20 protein-coding genes and 2 pseudogenes are annotated in these 18223 nt (G+C 69.9%); 13 read left to right on the forward strand and 9 right to left on the reverse strand.

What is annotated here, in order from left to right; translation table 11 throughout:
* Positions 1-171 precede the first annotated feature (171 nt).
* Genes paaA through ACIBLA_RS18015 form a run of 5 tightly spaced genes read left to right on the forward strand, consistent with a single transcriptional unit; the run spans position 172 to position 3879 of the window.
* Positions 172-1212 carry a 1,2-phenylacetyl-CoA epoxidase subunit PaaA gene (gene paaA, locus ACIBLA_RS17995; RefSeq protein ID WP_399199112.1) on the forward strand — a complete coding sequence of 347 codons (1041 nt, stop codon included), beginning with the start codon at positions 172-174 and terminating at the stop codon, positions 1210-1212.
* Positions 1209-1499, forward strand: a complete 291-nt coding sequence (gene paaB / locus ACIBLA_RS18000) for a 1,2-phenylacetyl-CoA epoxidase subunit PaaB (protein WP_189106154.1) — start codon at positions 1209-1211, stop codon at positions 1497-1499. Before paaA ends, paaB begins: the two co-directional genes overlap by 4 nt.
* Before the next feature lie 53 nt (positions 1500-1552).
* The gene (paaC, locus tag ACIBLA_RS18005; RefSeq protein WP_399199156.1) at positions 1553-2323 is read left to right on the forward strand and encodes a 1,2-phenylacetyl-CoA epoxidase subunit PaaC; all 771 of its coding nucleotides are present in this window, start codon (positions 1553-1555) and stop codon (positions 2321-2323) included.
* Positions 2317-2814, forward strand: a complete 498-nt coding sequence (paaD, locus tag ACIBLA_RS18010; protein WP_363240582.1) for a 1,2-phenylacetyl-CoA epoxidase subunit PaaD — start codon at positions 2317-2319, stop codon at positions 2812-2814. The genes paaC and paaD overlap by 7 nt, the downstream gene beginning before the upstream one ends.
* Positions 2815-3879 (forward strand): 2Fe-2S iron-sulfur cluster-binding protein, encoded by a 1065-nt coding sequence (locus ACIBLA_RS18015; RefSeq protein ID WP_363240583.1) that lies wholly within the window; start codon positions 2815-2817, stop codon positions 3877-3879. It begins immediately after the preceding gene.
* Positions 3880-3947: 68 nt separating this feature from the next.
* Here the strand turns inward: ACIBLA_RS18015 and ACIBLA_RS18020 are convergent, their stop codons facing one another.
* The 4 genes from ACIBLA_RS18020 to ACIBLA_RS18035 form a co-directional block, all read right to left on the reverse strand.
* A complete protein-coding gene (locus ACIBLA_RS18020) occupies positions 3948-4292 on the reverse strand; it encodes a rhodanese-like domain-containing protein (RefSeq protein WP_363240584.1) in 345 nt (114 codons plus the stop codon).
* Positions 4293-4360: 68 nt separating this feature from the next.
* On the reverse strand, positions 4361-5302 hold the full coding sequence (locus ACIBLA_RS18025) for a J domain-containing protein (RefSeq protein WP_363240586.1): 942 nt from the start codon (positions 5300-5302) through the stop codon (positions 4361-4363).
* Positions 5303-5404: 102 nt separating this feature from the next.
* Entirely contained in the window at positions 5405-6850 is a 1446-nt protein-coding gene (locus tag ACIBLA_RS18030; protein WP_363240587.1) for a DUF2252 domain-containing protein, read from the reverse strand.
* Positions 6851-6950: 100 nt separating this feature from the next.
* Positions 6951-7307, reverse strand: a complete 357-nt coding sequence (locus tag ACIBLA_RS18035) for a helix-turn-helix domain-containing protein (protein ID WP_363240588.1) — start codon at positions 7305-7307, stop codon at positions 6951-6953.
* Positions 7308-7458: 151 nt separating this feature from the next.
* On the opposite strand from ACIBLA_RS18035, the gene ACIBLA_RS18040 reads away from it, so the two are divergent.
* Positions 7459-8070 (forward strand): NAD(P)H-dependent oxidoreductase, encoded by a 612-nt coding sequence (locus ACIBLA_RS18040; protein WP_363240589.1) that lies wholly within the window; start codon positions 7459-7461, stop codon positions 8068-8070.
* A gap of 260 nt (positions 8071-8330) precedes the next feature.
* Here the strand turns inward: ACIBLA_RS18040 and ACIBLA_RS18045 are convergent, their stop codons facing one another.
* Positions 8331-8915, reverse strand: coding sequence for a DinB family protein (locus ACIBLA_RS18045; RefSeq protein ID WP_399199113.1), 585 nt, complete (start codon positions 8913-8915; stop codon positions 8331-8333).
* Between the two features lie 5 nt (positions 8916-8920).
* Between ACIBLA_RS18045 and ACIBLA_RS18050 the strand changes: the two genes are divergently transcribed.
* Complete coding sequence (locus ACIBLA_RS18050; protein WP_363240591.1) at positions 8921-9049, forward strand: hypothetical protein; 129 nt, start codon at positions 8921-8923, stop codon at positions 9047-9049.
* A gap of 9 nt (positions 9050-9058) precedes the next feature.
* Here ACIBLA_RS18050 and ACIBLA_RS18055 read toward each other — a convergent pair.
* Positions 9059-9175 (reverse strand): annotated as a pseudogene (locus ACIBLA_RS18055) (IS481 family transposase); the annotation flags it as partial.
* 155 nt (positions 9176-9330) lie between these two features.
* A complete protein-coding gene (locus ACIBLA_RS18060) occupies positions 9331-10068 on the reverse strand; it encodes an SDR family oxidoreductase (protein ID WP_363240592.1) in 738 nt (245 codons plus the stop codon).
* Positions 10069-10249: 181 nt separating this feature from the next.
* On the opposite strand from ACIBLA_RS18060, the gene ACIBLA_RS18065 reads away from it, so the two are divergent.
* Entirely contained in the window at positions 10250-11044 is a 795-nt protein-coding gene (locus tag ACIBLA_RS18065) for a helix-turn-helix transcriptional regulator (RefSeq protein WP_399199114.1), read from the forward strand.
* A gap of 10 nt (positions 11045-11054) precedes the next feature.
* On the opposite strand, the pseudogene ACIBLA_RS18070 reads toward ACIBLA_RS18065, so the two are convergent.
* Positions 11055-11648, reverse strand: a pseudogene (locus tag ACIBLA_RS18070) (transposase); the annotation flags it as partial.
* A gap of 461 nt (positions 11649-12109) precedes the next feature.
* Complete coding sequence (locus ACIBLA_RS18075) at positions 12110-12739, reverse strand: helix-turn-helix domain-containing protein (RefSeq protein WP_363240594.1); 630 nt, start codon at positions 12737-12739, stop codon at positions 12110-12112.
* 260 nt (positions 12740-12999) lie between these two features.
* On the opposite strand from ACIBLA_RS18075, the gene ACIBLA_RS18080 reads away from it, so the two are divergent.
* The 5 genes from ACIBLA_RS18080 to ACIBLA_RS18100 all read left to right on the forward strand — a co-directional run bounded on the left by ACIBLA_RS18080 (position 13000) and on the right by ACIBLA_RS18100 (position 18208).
* Positions 13000-14205, forward strand: a complete 1206-nt coding sequence (locus ACIBLA_RS18080; protein WP_399199116.1) for a cytochrome P450 — start codon at positions 13000-13002, stop codon at positions 14203-14205.
* Between the two features lie 356 nt (positions 14206-14561).
* Entirely contained in the window at positions 14562-15791 is a 1230-nt protein-coding gene (locus ACIBLA_RS18085; RefSeq protein ID WP_399199117.1) for a cytochrome P450, read from the forward strand.
* 71 nt (positions 15792-15862) lie between these two features.
* The gene (locus ACIBLA_RS18090; protein ID WP_363240597.1) at positions 15863-16060 is read left to right on the forward strand and encodes a ferredoxin; all 198 of its coding nucleotides are present in this window, start codon (positions 15863-15865) and stop codon (positions 16058-16060) included.
* Positions 16057-17232, forward strand: coding sequence for an NAD(P)/FAD-dependent oxidoreductase (locus tag ACIBLA_RS18095; RefSeq protein ID WP_399199118.1), 1176 nt, complete (start codon positions 16057-16059; stop codon positions 17230-17232). The genes ACIBLA_RS18090 and ACIBLA_RS18095 overlap by 4 nt, the downstream gene beginning before the upstream one ends.
* Positions 17233-17350: 118 nt before the next feature.
* Positions 17351-18208 carry a DedA family protein gene (locus ACIBLA_RS18100; protein WP_399199119.1) on the forward strand — a complete coding sequence of 286 codons (858 nt, stop codon included), beginning with the start codon at positions 17351-17353 and terminating at the stop codon, positions 18206-18208.
* Positions 18209-18223 lie beyond the last annotated feature (15 nt).

Below are 18223 nucleotides of genomic sequence, written 5' to 3' on the forward strand. Positions count from 1 at the left end.
CGGTGGGGGACCCGGCGGTGGCTCAGGGCTCTCACCCTTGTCGTCGTACGAATCCATCCCGCCCCGATCCCCGTCTTTCCACAGTCGGTTATCCACAGGGTTGACACCCTACGGGCCACCGACCGACCATTGAAGTCCATGAACCGAACGATCGGTCGGTAGGGGGCCCGGATGACGGCAGTGACCGCGGGGACGGCTGTGGAGGCAACGGTGGAGACAGCGGCACAGGCACAGGAGGCGGCCTTCGACTCCGCCGTGGCCGCCGACGAGCGCATCGAGCCCCGCGACTGGATGCCGGAGGCCTACCGCGCCTCGCTCGTCCGCCAGATGGCCCAGCACGCCCACTCGGAAATCATCGGCATGCAGCCGGAGGCGAACTGGATCACGCGCGCGCCTTCCCTGCGCCGCAAGGCGATCCTGATGGCCAAGGTGCAGGACGAGGCGGGACACGGGCTGTATCTCTACAGCGCGGCGGAGACGCTGGGCACGAGCCGGGACGAGCTGCTCGACAAGCTCCACGCCGGACGCCAGAAGTATTCGTCGATCTTCAACTATCCGACGCTGACCTGGGCCGACGTCGGTGCGATCGGCTGGCTGGTGGACGGCGCCGCGATCACGAACCAGGTCCCGCTCTGCCGGTGTTCGTACGGCCCGTATGCCCGCGCGATGATCCGCATCTGCAAGGAGGAGTCCTTCCACCAGCGCCAGGGGTACGAATCACTGCTCGCCCTCGGCCGAGGCACCCCCGCACAGCACGAGATGGCGCAGGACGCGGTGAACCGCTGGTGGTGGCCCTCGCTGATGATGTTCGGCCCGCCGGACGACGAGTCGGCGCACTCGGCGCAGTCGATGATCTGGAAGATCAAGCGGCATTCGAACGACGAACTGCGCCAGCGGTTCGTGGACATCTGCGTCCCCCAGGCCGAGGCGCTGGGTCTCACGCTCCCCGACCCGGACCTGAAGTGGAACGAGGAGCGGGGGCAGCACGACTTCGGGGCGATCGACTGGGACGAGTTCCGTGAGGTCCTGAAGGGCAACGGGCCCTGCAACGAACAGCGGATCAGCCAGCGCCGCCGCGCGCACGAGGAAGGCGCCTGGGTGCGCGAGGCGGCGACGGCGTACGCGGCGAAGCACAGCCGCAACAGCGACAGCAACAGCAACGGCGAGAACAACGGCAGCGGCAGCGACGCTGCGAGAGAGGCGACGGCATGAGCGGTTCGACCCAGTGGCCTCTGTGGGAGGTGTTCGTGCGGTCCCGCCGCGGGCTCTCGCACACGCACGCGGGGAGCCTGCACGCCCCGGACGCGGAGATGGCCCTGCGCAACGCGCGCGATCTCTACACCCGGCGCAGCGAGGGCGTGTCGATCTGGGTGGTTCCCTCCGCCTCGATCACGGCGTCCTCGCCGGACGAGAAGGACTCCTTCTTCGAGCCGGCCGGTGACAAGCCGTACCGGCACCCCACGTTCTACGAGATCCCGGAGGGGGTGCGCCACCTGTGAACAGCACCCCGACGGACACGCACACCACGGACGGGGCCGGGGCCGGGACCGGGATCGACACCACGGCACTCGCCACTTCGGCCCTCGCCCTCGCCGACGACGCGCTGATCCTGTCGCACCGGCTGGGGGAGTGGGCGGGACACGCGCCCGAGCTGGAGGAGGACGTGGCCCTCGCCAACATCGCACTGGACCTGCTGGGCCAGGCCCGGATCCTGTACTCACTGGTGGGGGACGAGGACGAGCTGGCCTATCTGCGCGAGGAGCGCGCCTTCCGCAATCTCCAGCTGGTCGAGCAGCCGAACGGCGACTTCGCGCACTCGATCGCCCGCCAGCTCTACTTCTCCACCTACCAGCGGCTGCTGTACGGCCAGTTGGCGACCGGGGACGGCCCCTTCGCCGGACTCGCCGCCAAGGCCGTGAAGGAAGTCGACTACCACCAGGACCATGCCGAGCAGTGGACGCTGCGGCTCGGCGACGGCACCGCCGAGAGCCATGAGCGCATGCAGAGTGCCTGCACGGCGCTGTGGCGCTTCACCGGCGAGATGTTCGAGCCGATCGGCGGCAGCGGCGACGGGGACGTGGACGTGGACGGCCACGGAAACGGCGCCGGGCTGGACGGCGTCGACAGGCGTGAGCTGGAGCAGCGTTGGCTCTCCTCCGTCACCTCCGTGCTGGAGCGCGCGACGCTGACCGTGCCCGACGGACCGCGCGCCGGGGCCTGGACGGCGGGCGCGGGCAGGCAGGGCCTGCACACCGAGTCGTTCGGCCGGATGCTCGCCGAGATGCAGCATCTGCACCGCAGCCATCCGGGGGCGTCATGGTGACCGGACCGACCGCTCTGGAGAGCGAACTGCGCGCGCTCGCCGGCTCCGTGCCCGACCCCGAGCTGCCGGTGGTGACCCTGGAGGAGCTGGGCGTGCTGCGCTCCGTCCATGTCTCGGGACCCGGCAGCGTCGAGGTCGAGCTGACCCCCACCTACACCGGCTGCCCGGCGATCGAGACGATGTCGTCGGACATCGAGCGCGTGCTCCACGACCACGGGATACCGGACGTCTCCGTCGTCACGGTGCTCTCCCCCGCCTGGTCGACGGACGACATCAGCGCCGAAGGCCGCCGCAAACTCTCGGAGTTCGGCATTGCCCCGCCCCGCCCGCACAGCACGGACGGACCGGTGCCGCTCACCCTCGCCATCCGCTGCCCGCACTGCGGCTCGACGGACACGGAGCTGCTGAGCAGGTTCTCCTCCACGGCGTGCAAGGCGCTGCGCCGCTGCTCGGCCTGTCGTGAACCGTTCGACCACTTCAAGGAGTTGTAGATGTTCCATCCGCTCCGCGTCAGCGAGGTCGAGCGGCTCACCGACGACTCGGTGACCGTCACCTTCGCCGTGCCGCCCGAGCTGGACGAGACGTTCCGGCACACACCGGGTCAGCACATCGCGCTGCGCCGCGTCGTGGACGGCGAGGAGATCCGGCGTACGTACTCGATCTGCGCGCCCGCCGGCGAGCGCCCCGTGCTGCGGGTGGGCATCCGGCTGGTCGAGGGCGGCGAGTTCTCGACGTACGCCCTCAAGGAACTCGCCGTGGGCGACACGGTCGACGTCATGGAGCCGACCGGCCGCTTCCAACTCACTCCGCGCGCCGGGCACTTCGCGGCGATCGTCGGCGGCAGCGGCATCACGCCGGTGCTGTCGATCGCCTCGACGCTCCTGGCGCGGGAGCCGGACGCCCGGTTCTGTCTGATCCGCAGCGACCGCACGGTGGCTTCGACGATGTTCCTGGAGGAGGTCGCCGACCTCAAGGACCGTCATCCGGACCGCTTCCAGCTGATCACGGTGGTGTCCAGGGAGGAACAGCAGGCCGGGCTTCCCTCGGGCCGGCTGGACGAGGAGCGGCTGGCGGAGCTGCTGCCCGCGCTGCTCCCGGTGGACAGCGTCGACGGCTGGTTCCTGTGCGGCCCGCTCGGTCTGGTCAAGGGTGCGGAACGGGCGCTGCGCGGCCTCGGCGTCCGCCGGACCGTGATCCACCAGGAGATCTTCCACGTCGACGACGGCGCGCTGAACGCGGCCACACCCGCCATGACCGCCGCCGCGTCGGGCGCCCCCGCCGGGAGCACGCTCACCGCGACGCTCGACGGCCGCTCCGGCAGCTGGCCGGTCCAGGACGGCGACTCCCTGCTGGAGACCGTGCTCCGCAGCCGCGCGGACGCGCCGTACGCGTGCAAGGGCGGCGTCTGCGGCACCTGCCGGGCCTTCCTGGTCTCCGGCGAGGTCCGGATGGACCGCAACTTCGCCCTGGAGCCCGAGGAGACGGAAGCGGGTTACGTCCTGGCCTGCCAGTCCCATCCGGCCACCGCCGAGGTCGAGTTGGACTTCGACCGCTGACACGGGACCGCCGCCCGGGGGACGGTGCGGGCCCCGGCTCACCGACGCGGTGAGCCGGTAGCGGCTCGTCAGAGGACGAACGCAGGGCTGCCGTTGTCGGTGACCATCGGGCGACCCGCGCCGTCCCAGGCCTGCATCCCGCCCTCGACGTTCGCCGCGTCGATGCCCTGCTGGACCAGATACTGGGTGACCTGCGCGGACCGGCCGCCGACCCGGCACATGACGAAGGCCGTGCGCCCGCCGGCCACCGCCTCGGTCACCTCACCGAAGCGCGCCACGAAGTCGCTCATCGGGATGTGCAGCGCACCCTCGACGTGGCCGGCCGCCCACTCGTCGTGCTCACGGACGTCGAGCACCAGGGCGTCGGACGGTACGGCCGCGACATCCACCGCGGGCAGCTGGGCGAAACTCATGTGATGTGCCTTCTCTCGTACGGATATGTCTGCGGGTGCGACAGGTACAGCCTCGCGTACGGGACGCGCTACCGCTGCACCAACCTGGCCAGTTCCGACTCGCGTCCCGAAACCTCGGCCAGCAGCTGCTCCGCGATCTCCTCCAGCAACCGGTCGGGGTCGTCGGGCGCCATCTGAAGCATCGCGCCGATCGCGCTCTCCTCCAGTTCCTTCGCCACGAGGGTCAGCAGCTCCTTGCGCTGGGCCAGCCACTCCAGCCGGGCGTAGAGCTCCTCGCTCTCGCTCAGACGCGGCTCCTTGGGCGCGGGCCCCGCCGCCCACTCCTCGGCGAGCTGCCGGAGCAGCGCCTCGTCGCCGCGCCCGTAGGCGGCATTCACGCGGGTGATGAACTCCTCCCGCCGGGCCCGCTCGGTGTCGTCCTGCGCGAGATCCGGGTGCGCCTTGCGGGCCAGGTCGCGGTAGAGCTTGCGCACCTCGTCGGTCGGCCGCACCCGCTTGGGCGGCTGCACGGGCTGGTCGGTCAGCATGGCCGCGGCCTCCGCCGACAGACCGTCGGAGTCGAGCCAGTCGTGGAACAGCTCCTCGATGCCCGGCATCGGCTGCACCATCGCCCGTGCCTCACGGGCCTTGCGCAGATCCTCGGGGTCACCCGACCTGGACGCGCGGGCCTCGGCGATCATCGCGTCCAGCTCGTCCAGTCGCGCGTACATGGGGCCGAGCCGCTGGTGATGCAGCCGGGAGAAGTTCTCCACCTCGACCCGGAACGTCTCCAGCGCGATCTCGAACTCGATCAGCGCCTGCTCGGCAGCCCGGACGGCCCGCTCCAGCCGCGCCTCCGGGCGCTCGGACCCCGCCCCCGCACCGGCACCGGCATCCCCGCCCGTCGCGTCCCCCGCGCCCGTCGTGGCGTCCGCGTCCGTGGCGGCATCGGTCGTCGCGTCCGGCACGTCTGGCACGTCCTGCTCGTCGTCGTTACGGATCGTCGGCTCCCGGAAGGCGTCCTGAGTCACCCGTCCAGCCTACGGGCGAACGCGCCCCCACTCCTCCACATCCCTGGCCCCGCGCCCCGCCACGCCCTGCGGAACCCGGCCGCGCGCCGGATCCCGCCGCCCTCACACCCCGAGCTCGGCGGCTATCCGTCCGCTCTTGACGGCCGTCAGCAGCTCGGCGTGATCCGCCTCGGTCCGGTCCGCGTACGCGACGGCGAAAGCGGCGATCGCCTCGTCCAGCTCCTCGCTCTTGCCGCAGTAGCCCGCGACGAGCCTCGGGTCCACGCTGTGCGCGTGTGCCCTGGCCAGCAGCGCGCCGGTCATCCGCCCGTAGTCGTCGACCTCGTCGGCCGGGAGCGCCGCCGGGTCCACACTGCCCTTGCGGTTCCTGAACTGCCGTACCTGATACGGCCTGCCGTCCACCGTCGTCCACCCCAGCAAGTTGTCGCTGACGACCTGCATCCGCTTCTGCCCGAGCACCACCCGGCGCCCCTCGTGCTCCACATCCGGAGCCTCGAACCCCGCCGCCTCCACGAAGGGCAGCAGCGCCGACGCCCGCGCCTCCTTCACCTGGAGCACCAGCGGCTCGCCCCGGTGGTCCAGCAGCAGCACCACGTACGACCGCGTCCCGACGCTGCCCGTGCCGACCACGCGGAACGCCACGTCGTGGATCGCGTACCGCGCGAGCAGCGGCAGCCGGTCCTCCGAGAGCGTGCCCACGTACTCACCGAGCGCGGCGGCAACCGCCGCCGCCTCCGTGTCCGGCACCCGCCGCAGCACCGGTGGCGCGTCGACGAACCGCCGCTGCGCCACCGCGCCGGTGCTCCCGTCGCCGTCCACGGCCTCGGTCGACTTGGCGGCGAACCGCGCGCTCGTGTTCTTCCGCGCCTTCTCCGAGACCCGCTCCAGCGTCCCCACCAGGTCGCGCGCGTCCGTGTGGGAGACAAGCTCCTCGTCGGCGATCGCGTTCCACGCGTCCAGGGCCGACAGCTTCGACAGCAGCCGCATCGTGCGCCGATACGCGCCCACCGCGTCCTGGGCGCCGCGCCGGCACGTCTCCTCGTCGGCGCCCGCCTCCCGCCCGGCGAGCACCAGCGAGGTCGCGAGCCGCTTGACGTCCCACTCCCAGGGGCCGACGACCGTCTCGTCGAAGTCGTTCAGATCAATGACCAGGCGCCCTCGCGCGTCCCCGTACAACCCGAAGTTCGCCGCGTGCGCGTCACCGCAGATCTGCGCCCCCACGCCCGTCACCGGCGTCCCCACCAGGTCGTGTGCCATCAGACCGGCCGCACCCCGCAGAAACGCGAAGGGCGTCGCGGCCATGCGGCCCACCCGCAGCGGCGCCAGCTCGGGCACCCGGCCCCGGCTCGACTCCTCGACGGCCCGCACCGCGTCCGGCCTCGCGGCCGAGAGCACCAGCGAATCGTGCGACGACCGCGACACCCGCTCCCGCAGCGCCTTCCCCTCGTCCTTCGGCGTGCTCCGCACACCGCCCGACCTCACGCGCCGCGCGAAGCCCGGCACCACCGGAATGCGCTCGTCCGTCACCACCGAACCGGCCTCACCCATGGCGCGCCGCCTCCCCCCGCACTCGGCCTACATCAACTGGTCACGACGGTACCGCCGCTCCCCGACGCCCGCCTCCCCCTGTGGACAACCCTGATCCCGCTCAGTCCCGCTCCGGGCAGCCGCTCTCGCCCGCCAGATGCTTCTCGGCCCATCGCCCCAGCTCATGCAGCGCGGGCTCCATCGCCGCCCCCGCCTCCGTGAGCCGGTACGCGACCCGCAGCGGCGGCCCCTCGTCGACCTCACGCACGAGCAGCCCGGCAGCCGCCAGCTCAGTCAGCCGGTCGGACAGCATGCGCTCGCTGATACCGGGGATCGCCCGCCGCAACTCCGCGAAGTGCACGGCACCTTGCATCAGGACGGACACGATCAGTCCGGTCCACCGCTTGCCGAACAGCTCGAAGACACGAGTCATCCCCACGTCCACCGGCTTGCACGGGTCCCCGTGGGTTTCCTCCATGCCCTCAGCGTACTGCGGAGCCATGAGTACCTAATAAAAAGTAAGCTACTGTGTTATTCATAGGTACGCACGAAAGTGCCGAGCCGGTCCAGGCACTCCGCCGGGCCGCGCCCGTCCACATCCGCCCCACCCCCGCCCCATGGAGACCCTCATGGCCACACTGCTCCACCTCGACTCCGCCGTTTTCCCGCAGGGATCCGCCTCGCGCGACGTCACCGCCGCCTTCGTGCGGGGCTGGCGCGAACAGCACCCGGAGGGCGAGGTCGTCTACCGCGATCTCGCCGCCACCCCGCTGCCACACCTGGACGTCGCCGCCGTGACGGCGGGCGCGGAGAGCGCGCTGCGCGCCGAACTCGCCGCCGAACTGGCAGCCGCGGACGCGGTTCTCATCGGCGCCCCGATGTACAACTTCACGATCCCGTCCACCCTGAAGGCGTGGCTGGACCACGTGATCATCACCGGCGCCAACACAGGCGAGGACAGCCCGATCAAGGGCCGGCCGTTCACGGTTGTCGCCAGCCGGGGCGGCTCGTACGCGGCGGGCACCCCGCGCGAGGACTGCGAGTTCGTCCAGAACTATCTGGAGAAGGTCCTGAACGGCATGTTCGGCGTCGAGGTCGACTTCATCGTCGCCGAACTGACCCTGGCCCGCACGGTGCCCGCGATGGCCGACCTCATCCCGCTCGCCGACGCCTCCCGTACGAAGGCACACGAAGAGGCCGCACAGAAGGCCAAGACCCTGGCCACCCGCTTCGCGGCCTGACCTCTACGACCACACCCCGGCCCGCCCGCTCCGGTACAAGCAGGCCAACAAGCCGCCCCACAAGGAGCCGCCGCCGGCGACCTGTTCGTCAAGAGTCGCGAACAGCACAACAGGGTTCGCCCCGTGACGTGGGTCACGGGGCGAGCCCTGTTGCACGCCGCTGCCCCGATCGAGTCGGCCGACGAAGGCAGACGCTTCGATAGATCAGCACCCACGACCGGCAGCATGCCGCACGAACATCACGTCACGTGAGACAACATCTAAGCCTTGATTGGTGCGGCCGACCTGGCGGCCTGCTCGATCTTCGCGCAGTAGGCTGCACGGGCTTCCTCGTCGATCTGCTTCTCGTGTTCGGCGCGCAACCCGGTCCGGCCGTCGAGGCCCTCGCGCAGGATATCGGCGTGCCCGGCATGCCGGATGGACTCGCCGAGGACATGGACCATGACGGCGAACAGGTTCGTGTCGGCATAAGGCTCCGGCCACCACGGCACGTGGCCGGGGGCGTCGAGAGGAAGCTCGTTGACCGTCGCGTCCGAGTGTTCCCACGTGCGCCGGTAGAACCCGATGATCTGATCGCGGGTCTCGTCCTCGGTCGCCCACAGATCGCTGCCGTCGGAGTCCTGCCACCGGGGCAGCAGTTCCGGGGAAGGGCGGTCGAAGACCTCGCCGAAGTACCTGGCCTCGACGGTGGCCACGTGTTTGACCAGGCCGAGGAGGTTGGTCCCGGTCGCTGTCAAAGGCCGGCGGGCGTCGTATTCGGACAAGCCGTCGAGTTTCCAGAGCAGCGCCTTGCGGTCCCGCCGCATTCTCCCGTGCAGGTTGTCTTTCGCGAATTCATCGATCATGCGGCATGAGCCTCCCATGGGCTACTCGTGGCCTCAAGATCCCGTACATGGTCCGCAACGACTGGCAGCGCCGAGGCCCGGCCATGGCCGCCGCCCTGACCTGCTACAAGAAGCTCGCGAAACTTGCCACGTGAGACAACCTCTTAGATGCAGGAGGGCTGGACGTTGGTGACGCCTGTCCGAAGCCGTGACGCGGGCGGTCGTCCGCCTGCTCCGCTGTGTGGGCGGTGATAGTTGTAGTGGATGTTCCAGACTGCGATCGTTGGGCCGACCCCTGCGAGTCGCGACAGCAGCCACAGTTGCGAACCACGTTCTGAAGTCGGGCACCTCCCCACTCGACGTGGCGGATACCGTTCAAGCACTGAGCTTGCGTTTTAAGGTCCGGGTCCGAAATACGCCTCGAACTTGAGCGGGCTCAGTTCTGAGCCGTGGGCCGGACGACAATCTCGTTCACGTCGACGTTTGCAGGCTGCTCGATTGCGAACGCGATGGCTTGGGCGATCGCCTCAGGCGGGATCGCGATCCGGTCCCGCATCTCCGCAATTTGCGCTCTGACTTGCGGATTCGTTGATGCGTCAGCGAAGTCGGTTCCGACTACGCCGGGCGAGACGGTGGTCACCCGCAGGGTCTCACCGGCTTCCTGGCGCAGACCTTCGCAGATGGCACGGACCGCGAACTTCGTGCCGGCGTAGACCGCCATTGTCGGCACGATGCGAAACGCGGCCGTGGAGGCGGTGGTGATGAAGTGGCCCGTGCCCTGCGCCCGGAAGACCGGGAGCGCGGCGCCGATTCCGTGCAACACACCCTTGACGTTGACGTCGACCATCTGGTCCCACTCGTCGACGCGCAGATCGTCGAGAGGCGAGATCGTACCGGCCCCGGCGTTGCTGACCAGAACGTCGAGTCGGCCGAATCGCTCACCGGCCAAGGCGACCAGGGCGTCCAGGTCGTCCCGTCGGGTCACATCCGTGCGGGTCTGCACGGCCGCGCCACCCGACTTCTCGATCCGCGCCACCAGATCCGCGAGGCGCTCGGATCGGCGCGCACCCAGAACGAGCCGCGCGCCTCGCTCGGCAAGCAGCAGTGCGGTCGCCTCGCCAATGCCGCTGCTGGCTCCCGTGATCGCCACGACCTTGCCGTCGATTCCTGACATGGTGTCTTCCTCTTCTTTCTCGGTACCGGTTCCGGTGGATCGCCCGGAAGGCGTCCGCGCGCCAGGATCCTGGGCGCCGGGTGACCGTCCACAGTGAGAGCTATGCCCCCCACTCGGACTTCAGTGTGCGACTGCTTTAACCTGGTATCCAGAGCGTGTTTATTCTGGAACTAGGGCTGCTATGCAGAAACAACCGGATCAACGCCGTGAGCTGAGTGCTTTCCTACGCAGCCGGAGAGAGCGGATCACCCCCGACCAGGTCGGACTGCCCCACACTGGCCGACGCCGGACCCCGGGTCTACGCCGGGAGGAACTCGCGCTACTCGCCGGGATCAGCGCAACCTGGTACACGTACCTTGAGCAGGGCCGGGACATCCGCGCCTCGGACCAGGTGCTCGACGCCCTCGCTTCGGTGCTGCAGCTCGACCGACACGAGCGCGGTCATCTCTTCCAGCTCGCCGGTCACGCGCCTGCAGCCGAAACAGAAGAACCTGAGCCGCTCGCTGCCGAGGTGGCGGCCGTCCCACTCCTGCTCCAACCGCACCCGGCGTACATCATCGGCGGCAACTACGACGTGCTCAGCCACAACCAGGCCGCCGACGAACTCTTCCCGAACCTCACCGCGGCGGACCGGCCGGCGAACTTCGCCCGCTGGGTGTTCCTCGAACCTGCGGCCCGGGAAGTTCTCGTCGACTGGGAGCTCGAGGCACGCGGCCTACTCGCCCGGCTGCGGACGCTGGCCGGACGCCACCCAGGCAACCCCCAGTACACCCGGCTGATCGACGAGCTGAACGCGGGCAGCCCGGAAGTGCGTGCCTGGTGGCCGCAGTACGACGTGCAGGCCCGGCACGGCGGACGGAAACGGCTATGGCGCCAGGGACGCGGGGCGGTCGATTTCGCTTACACCGCATTCCACCTGGCCGAACAGCCGGAACAGACGCTGGTGATCTACTCCGACGAGCGGGAGGCCGATTAAGCTCTGCCGACTACCCCGTACGGCGTGGCTTCGTGCCTTTCTGGTGGTGAGCCGGTCGGGTGTATGCCTCGCCGGTGGCCAGGACGCGGCCCACCTCGTGTCGTGGTGCCGGGCGGCGATTCTTCGAACCCGGCGGGCGTCCAGGACCGGGAACGGAAAGTTCAGGTGCACGGGTAGGCGACAGGGTCTTCACGTGGAGGTTGCGGAACCCCCGGGGGACCCGAGCCGGGGTAAGTCTGTGCGGCTCGGCCTTCTTCTCCCACGGGCGGCGAAGATCGACCGCCAGAGGACGGGCGAGCCGGAGCTGGGTGTGGGCGGCGACGGTGCCCTCGATGATGGGCAGCGGCCCGTCGTGCCCAAGCCACACCGCACGCTTCGTCAACCGCGGATGCAGCCGGTCCCAAGCCCGAGCGGTCGCTTTGCCATACAGGCGGGTGCCGGTGACGGTGACAGCCTGCTCTTCGCCCCAGGTGGCGGGGTCGCCGAAGACGAACTCGGCTCCATGCTTGGGCGGTCGGCCGCCCTTGGGATCGTAGACGCGGGCCGGGGTGGGGCGACGTAGGACTCGGTCCGAGCGCATCCGGCCCAGGATCTGGACCGGCAAGCCGGGGCCATCCACGCGTCTGGCGAATGCGCGGGTGAGCGACCAAGTACGAGGCGCATTTCGGACCGGAACCTTAAACGCAAGCTCAGACACGTTGATCACCGCGAGGTGCCCTGGCGGCTGGACGCCAGGGACTGGGCTTACGGGTCGGCGCCGCGTCCGAACGCGTACGTCGATGAGCTTGTACGCCGAGGAACGATCACCATCGGCTCCTGCCACCCTCGCTGAGTTGACACGACGCTGAGTGTCGTAGCGGTGCAGCCAGCGGCGCGCGGCGAGGGACGTTGTCCGCGCTGGAGCCGATCGCTCTCATGGACTGCCGGACGCCGGCTCGTCCGCAGGCATCGGCGAACGCCCGGCTCGTGTACTGGTGCCGCAGGCGGGAGCGTCCTTGTCTGCGCGCCCGGGAGCGAGGATGCCCGTGCGGAGTCCTGCCGAGGGCCGCCGTTCAGCCCTCCGCGTCAGATCTGCCAGTTCTTCGACCGTGATGACGGCCGTAGCGGAACGGGCTCGGGAAGAGGGGTCGCCGCCGCAGGTGACAGCCCGTCGAGGATGAGGGAGAGGTAGCGGCGCCACCCGTCGCTGGCCGGGTCCATGGTCCACAGCAGGCTGAAGAGCATGGCCAGGATCCTGGGCAGGTCGTCCGGAACGAGGTCGGCGCGGATATGTCCGGCCTCCTGGGCACGTCGGGTGAGCAGGGTCAGCGACGCGTAGTACGGGCCGACGGCGTCCGAGAGGACGGCGCCGGCCCTCCTCGCGGCGGCCAGGGTGTTGTACTCGCGTGCGGCCAGCGACATGGCGGCGTCGATGACAGAGGTGAGTGCGCCCAGCGGGTCGTCATCGAGGAGTGCCTGTTCGATGGCGGGAGCGATGTACTCGGCGATGCCCTGCTCCAAGGCGGCCTTGGCGAGGACGGCCTTGTTGGGAAAGCGCCGGTAGAGCGTTCTGATTCCGACCCCGGCGTGCTGGGCGATCTCGTCCAGTTGCGCGTCGGGGCCGCTCTCGGCGAAGACCTCGCGGGCGGAGCGCAGGATCCGCTCGGCGTTGCGGGCTGCGTCCGTCCGCAGGAGTCGCTCGGAATCGGTGGCCACGAGGACAGGGTATCCACGAGGACAGAGTGACTAAGAGGCAGTTGACTGCCAATTGCATCGCGGGCATCATGGAAATGGCAGTCGACTGCCAGTTACTGCCGCTCGACGGCTCCCGCATGATCCGGTGAGTGGCGAACGCCGAGCGCGATGCGCGATGCGCGGTCCACGACACGCGCAGCGCCTCTGCGTTCTTCGAGTGGCTACGACGGCTCGCTCACCAGTACCTCGGTGCCTTCCCCCACAACGCTCCAGGAGGTTTCGTGTCCACCACGACCGACACCGATGACGCCACCGGTCTTCCCGAGTTCCCCGCTGACCGCGACGCACACTGCCCTCTCGCCCCCGCCCCCGAGTACCGGGAGTGGCGTGAGACGGGTGGTCTGCGCCGGGTGAACTTCAGGGGCCACGCCGCCTGGGCCGTGAGCCGGTACGAGGACGTCACGGCCGCGATGACGGATCCGCGGATCAGCGCCGAGGTCCCGATGCAGCAGATCGGCCTGGGCCCCGCCGCTCAGCTGTTTCCGCGGATGGACGACCCCGAACACGCCCGGCTGCGCCGCATGCTGACCAAGGACTTCACGGTCAAGCGGGTCCAGGCGATGCGCCCGCGGTTGGAGGAGACGGCGAACCAGTTCATCGACACCATGGTGGCCTCGGGCGGCCCCGCGGACCTGGTCCAGGCGTACGCGCTGCCGATTCCGTCCCTGGTGATCTCGATGCTGCTCGGGGTGCCCTACGACGACCACGCCTTCTTCCAGGACATCACCTCCGTCCTGATGAGCCGCACCGCCACGGAGGAGGAGAGGCAGAAGGCCAGAGGGGCGATCTTCCGCTATCTGCTCGACCTCATCGGGAAGAAGGAACGCGAACCGGACGACGCCCTGATCAGCCGCGTCGCGCGCGAGCACCTCCAGGAAGGGCAGCTGAGCCGCGAAACCTTGGCGGTGAACGGCTTCATCCTCCTCAACGCCGGGCACGAAACGACCGCGAACATGATCGCGCTGGGCACCCTTGCGCTGCTGGAGAACCCGGACGCGCTCGCGCGGATCCGCGACACGGACGACCCGAAGGTGGTCTCGCGCGCGGTGGAGGAGCTCCTGCGCCACCTCACGATCGTGCACAGCCTGGTCACCCGCGTGGCCAAGGAGGACATCAAGATTGGCGGCCAACTCGTCCGCGCCGGTGACCTCCTGGTCATGAACCTCTCGGCAGCAAACTGGGATCCCGGGTTCGTCAGCGACCCCGACCGCCTCGACATCGACCGCGACGCCCGCGGACACGTGGCCTTCGGACACGGCGTACACCAGTGCCTCGGACAGGTCCTGGCCCGCGCCGAACTCGAGATCGCCCTGCCCGTGCTTCTGCGCCGGCTCCCCGGCCTGCGGCTCGCGGTGCCGCCGGAGGAGATCAGGTTCCGCAACGACATGGGCGTCTACGGCGTCCACGCGCTGCCGGTCGCCTGGTGACAGTTCTCGGGCGCCCTGCCGCACGAGGACCACGGACACCCCGTTTCCCCCATCGAACACCGAGCATGTTCTCCGAGGGCTGCTCGGTGTCCGGTGAGATCCACACCGCGGCTGCCGCACAGGGCGCGGCTTCTTCTCCGGCCGGACGCGGGGCTACCACAACCCGGCGCTGACGGCCGAGTACGTACGCGACCACCTGGACCCGATCCGGGACGAGACCGACTACTTCGTCCCCGGGGAGCCCCGGCATGGCGATGGCCCACCTGCCGCGGAGAACCACACACCCCTCATGAGCAGGCGCCGTGCACGCCTGCTCCGGCGGATCACTGCTCGCCCATACCCCCACAGGAGCGACTATGAGTACGGCGACCGGCCAGACCCAGCCGAACGACGGCACCGACCTTCCCGACTACCCTGGCGCGCGTTCCTCCCGCTGCCCCTTCGACCCGCCCCCCGTACAGGCCGGTTGGCGGCGCGCCAACGGGCTGACCCAGGTGCGGTTGAGCAATGGCCGCATCGCCTGGGCGGTCACCCGGTACGACGATGTCAAGCAGCTACTGGGCGATCCGCGGCTCAGTGCCGACGGACATCGCTACCCGCAGCTGATGGAAACCCAGCAACACGGCCAGCCGCAGGCGTTCCCTCGGATGGACGACCCGGAGCACTCCCGCATCCGGCGCACCCTCACCGGCGAGTTCACGGTCAAGCGGGTCGAGGCGATGCGGCCGCACGTCCGGTCGCTGGTCGACCGGTTCCTCGAAGAGCTGATCGCCGCAGGTTCGCCGGCGGACCTCGTGCGCGCGTACGCCCTGCCGATCCCGTCCCTGGTGATCTCGTTGCTGCTCGGGGTGCCCTACGACGACCACACCTTCTTCCAGACCCGCAGCGCCACGCTGATGCGCAAAGGAACCCCGCAGGAGGAGAGGAAAGCGGCGAGCGGCGAACTGTTCGGCTACCTCCTGGAGTTGGTGAAGCGCAAGGAGCGCGAGCCGGGGGACGACCTCATCAGCCGGCTGATCACCGAGCGGGTGGTCACCACCGGCGAACTCACCCATCACGACGTGGCCATGAACAGCATGGTCATCCTGCACGCGGGGCACGAGACCACGGCCAACATGATCGCGCTGGGCACGCTGGCCCTGCTGGAGAACCCCGAGCAGGCCGCCCGCATCCGGGACACCGACGACCCCAAGGTCGTCGCCACCGCCGTCGAGGAACTGCTGCGCTATCTGACGATCGCCCAAGACATGCTCGTGCGCGTAGCGACCGAGGACATCATCGTCGGCGGTCACCTCGTGCGGGAGGGCGAGATGCTGGTCTCCGGTCTGCCCTCCGCCAACCGGGACGGCGTCTTCGGGACCGCCGACGCCCTGGACCTCGACCGCGACGCCCAGGGCCACGTGGCCTTCGGCTACGGCGTCCACCAGTGTCTCGGACAGTCCCTCGCCCGCGTGGAACTGCAGGAGGCCCTGCCCGCGCTGCTGCGCAGGCTGCCGGACCTGCGCCTGGCCGTACCTCTGGAAGAAGTGCGTTTCCGGCACGACATGGTCGTCTACGGAGTGCACGAGCTGCCCGTCGCCTGGTAGCCCCAAGGCCGCCACCGCTGAAGAACCACTCCCTGAAGCCCCACCCCCCTGAAGAACCGAGGACGAGAACCATGCGCGTGGACTTGGACGAACCGAAATGCGTCGCGGCCGGACAGTGTGTAGTGGTCGCCCCTGAGGTGTTCGACCAACGGGACGAGGACGGCGTCGCCGTGGTGCTGGAGGAGCATCCCGCCGCCGAACTCCTGGACAGCGTGCGGGAGGCCGTAGCCGTCTGCCCGGCAGCGGCGATCCGCCTGGCCGAGCTGTGAAGCGGATCGTGGTCGTCGGTGTCTCGGCCGCCGGGCTGGCGGCGGCCGAGACACTGCGCCGGGAAGGCTACAACGGCACGCTCACCCTGGTCGGCGACGAACCCCACCCGCCCTACGACCGGCCGCCACTCTCCAAACAGGTCCTGTCCGGTCAGTGGGACGGCGACAGGACGGCCCTGCGGACCCCTGAGGACCTCGCCGCCCTCGGCCTCGATCTGCGGCTCGGCGTCGCAGCGGCCGGCCTCGACCCCGTCGGACGTCTGGTGCGGCTGGCGGACGGCTCGACAGTGCCGTACGACGGGCTGGTCGTCGCGACCGGCGTACGGCCACGGCGCCTTCCCGGGGACCGTGGCACCCACGTCCTGCGCACCCTCGACGACGCGCTCACCCTGCGGGACCGGATAGGACCGGGACAACGGCTGGTGGTGGTCGGTGCCGGATTCCTGGGGGCGGAGGCAGCGGCGGTGGCGTCGAAACTGGGCGCTCAAGTGACCCTGCTGGAGCCGGCGCCGGTACCGCTGGCGCACGCGGTGGGCCTGGAGGTGGGGCAGGCGCTGGCACAGGCTCACCGGGAGCGGGGCGTGGAGCTGCGGTGCGGGGTCACCGTCACGGAAGCAACCGAGAACGGGGTGCGGCTGGCGGACGGCGAGGTCGTGGAGGGCGACGAGATCCTGGTCGCGATCGGCTCACTGCCGAACACCGACTGGCTGGCCGGCAGCGGTCTCACGGTCGACGACGGCGTGGTCTGCGACCAGTACTGCCAGGCCGCGCCAGACGTCTACGCGGCCGGGGACGTAGCCCGCTGGTACAACCCTCTGTTCGGCACCTCGATGCGGATCGAGCACCGCACCAACGCGGCCGAGCAGGGCATGGCCGCCGCCCGCAACCTGCTCGCGGCTCCCGGGGCGCTCAAACCGTTCACGCCGGTGCCGTACTTCTGGTCCGACCAGTACGACATGAAGATCCAGGCGTACGGCTACTTGCGCGGCCATGACGAAGTCGCCGTTGTCGAAGGGGACTTGGCCGAGCGCCGTTTCCTTGCCGTGTACCGCTCCGGCGACCGGATCACCGGAGCCCTCGCGGTGGGCATGCCGCCCAGGGTCGTCCGGGAATGGCGACAGGTCATCGCTGTCCGCGCCGCCTGGCACGACGCCGTTCCGAATCGGCCGTAGGCGACACGCGTGTACGCGGCGCGGGGCTGAGGAACCCCGCAAGGCGCGCCCAGCCCTGTGACCGCCACAAGGTCCCCTTTCCGTATCGCCGTCCCCACCGGCTCCCCTCGGCACCGTCGTGGCCGTCCTCGTCGTGCTGCCCGTGCCCGAGTCGAAGGTAGGCACGGGCGGACGCTCCGAACTCACCGGTGCCGTCGGTCCGACAACCGGACGGATGCGCCTGCTGCTCCCGGTGTCCAAGGCCGAGGACCGGGGCTCAGCTCACATCCCTGTCGACATCTCCCGGAGGAAACACATGACGCTGTACCTCGCCCAGACCGCCGGCGAACCGACAGGGGGCGTGGCCGGCTGGGCCTTCGATGTGATCGACGCACTCGGCGGGCCGGGGGTCGGGGTGCTCACCGCCCTGGACAGCTTGGCTTTCGGGGCCCTCCCCGTCGACGTGCTGCTGCCGTTGATCGGGTACACCGCCAGCCAGGGCGCGATCAACATCGGCGTCGCCATCGTCTGCGCCGCCGCGGGAGTGGTCGCGGGCAGTCTCGTCCAGTACACGCTCGGCGCGCGGCTCGGCCGTGACCGCGCGCGAGTGCTGCTGGTGAAGGTCCCGGGCATCAAGCGGGAAACCGTCGACCGCGCCGAGGCCTGGTTCGCCCGGCACGGCGCCAAGGCGGTGTTGTTCGGCCGGATGCTGCCCGTCGTCCGTCCCCTCATCTCGATCCCGGCCGGGGTCGAGCGGATGCCGCTGCCGAAGTTCGTGGCCCTCTCCGCGATCGGCAGCCTGCTGTGGAACGCCATGCTGCTGGGCTCCGGATACCTGCTCGGCGAGAACTGGCACCGAGTGGTCGACGTCATGGGCTACGTCCCGTATGCCCTCCTCGGCGCCCTCGCCGTGGGCGTCCCCCTCTTCCTCAGGCGCCGCAACCGACGCCGGAAGAGCGCAGCGACCGCGAACGTCGAAACGAACACATCCGGGTGAGGTGGCCGCGGGGAA

The organism is Streptomyces sp. NPDC050433 (genome assembly GCF_044458565.1).
In the GTDB taxonomy this organism is placed as follows: domain Bacteria; phylum Actinomycetota; class Actinomycetes; order Streptomycetales; family Streptomycetaceae; genus Streptomyces.

Bases quoted from the DNA above. Each gene is read 5' to 3' on its own strand.
- paaA (WP_399199112.1), top strand. From the start codon at position 172: ATGACGGCAGTGACCGCGGGGACGGCTGTGGAGGCAACGGTGGAGACA.
- paaB (WP_189106154.1), top strand. From the start codon at position 1,209: ATGAGCGGTTCGACCCAGTGGCCTCTGTGGGAGGTGTTCGTGCGGTCC.
- paaD (WP_363240582.1), top strand. From the start codon at position 2,317: ATGGTGACCGGACCGACCGCTCTGGAGAGCGAACTGCGCGCGCTCGCC.
- ACIBLA_RS18015 (WP_363240583.1), top strand. From the start codon at position 2,815: ATGTTCCATCCGCTCCGCGTCAGCGAGGTCGAGCGGCTCACCGACGAC.
- ACIBLA_RS18020 (WP_363240584.1), bottom strand. From the start codon at position 4,292: ATGAGTTTCGCCCAGCTGCCCGCGGTGGATGTCGCGGCCGTACCGTCC.
- ACIBLA_RS18030 (WP_363240587.1), bottom strand. From the start codon at position 6,850: ATGGGTGAGGCCGGTTCGGTGGTGACGGACGAGCGCATTCCGGTGGTG.
- ACIBLA_RS18035 (WP_363240588.1), bottom strand. From the start codon at position 7,307: ATGGAGGAAACCCACGGGGACCCGTGCAAGCCGGTGGACGTGGGGATG.
- ACIBLA_RS18040 (WP_363240589.1), top strand. From the start codon at position 7,459: ATGGCCACACTGCTCCACCTCGACTCCGCCGTTTTCCCGCAGGGATCC.
- ACIBLA_RS18045 (WP_399199113.1), bottom strand. From the start codon at position 8,915: ATGATCGATGAATTCGCGAAAGACAACCTGCACGGGAGAATGCGGCGG.
- ACIBLA_RS18050 (WP_363240591.1), top strand. From the start codon at position 8,921: ATGAGCCTCCCATGGGCTACTCGTGGCCTCAAGATCCCGTACATGGTC.
- ACIBLA_RS18060 (WP_363240592.1), bottom strand. From the start codon at position 10,068: ATGTCAGGAATCGACGGCAAGGTCGTGGCGATCACGGGAGCCAGCAGC.
- ACIBLA_RS18065 (WP_399199114.1), top strand. From the start codon at position 10,250: ATGCAGAAACAACCGGATCAACGCCGTGAGCTGAGTGCTTTCCTACGC.
- ACIBLA_RS18085 (WP_399199117.1), top strand. From the start codon at position 14,562: ATGAGTACGGCGACCGGCCAGACCCAGCCGAACGACGGCACCGACCTT.
- ACIBLA_RS18090 (WP_363240597.1), top strand. From the start codon at position 15,863: ATGCGCGTGGACTTGGACGAACCGAAATGCGTCGCGGCCGGACAGTGT.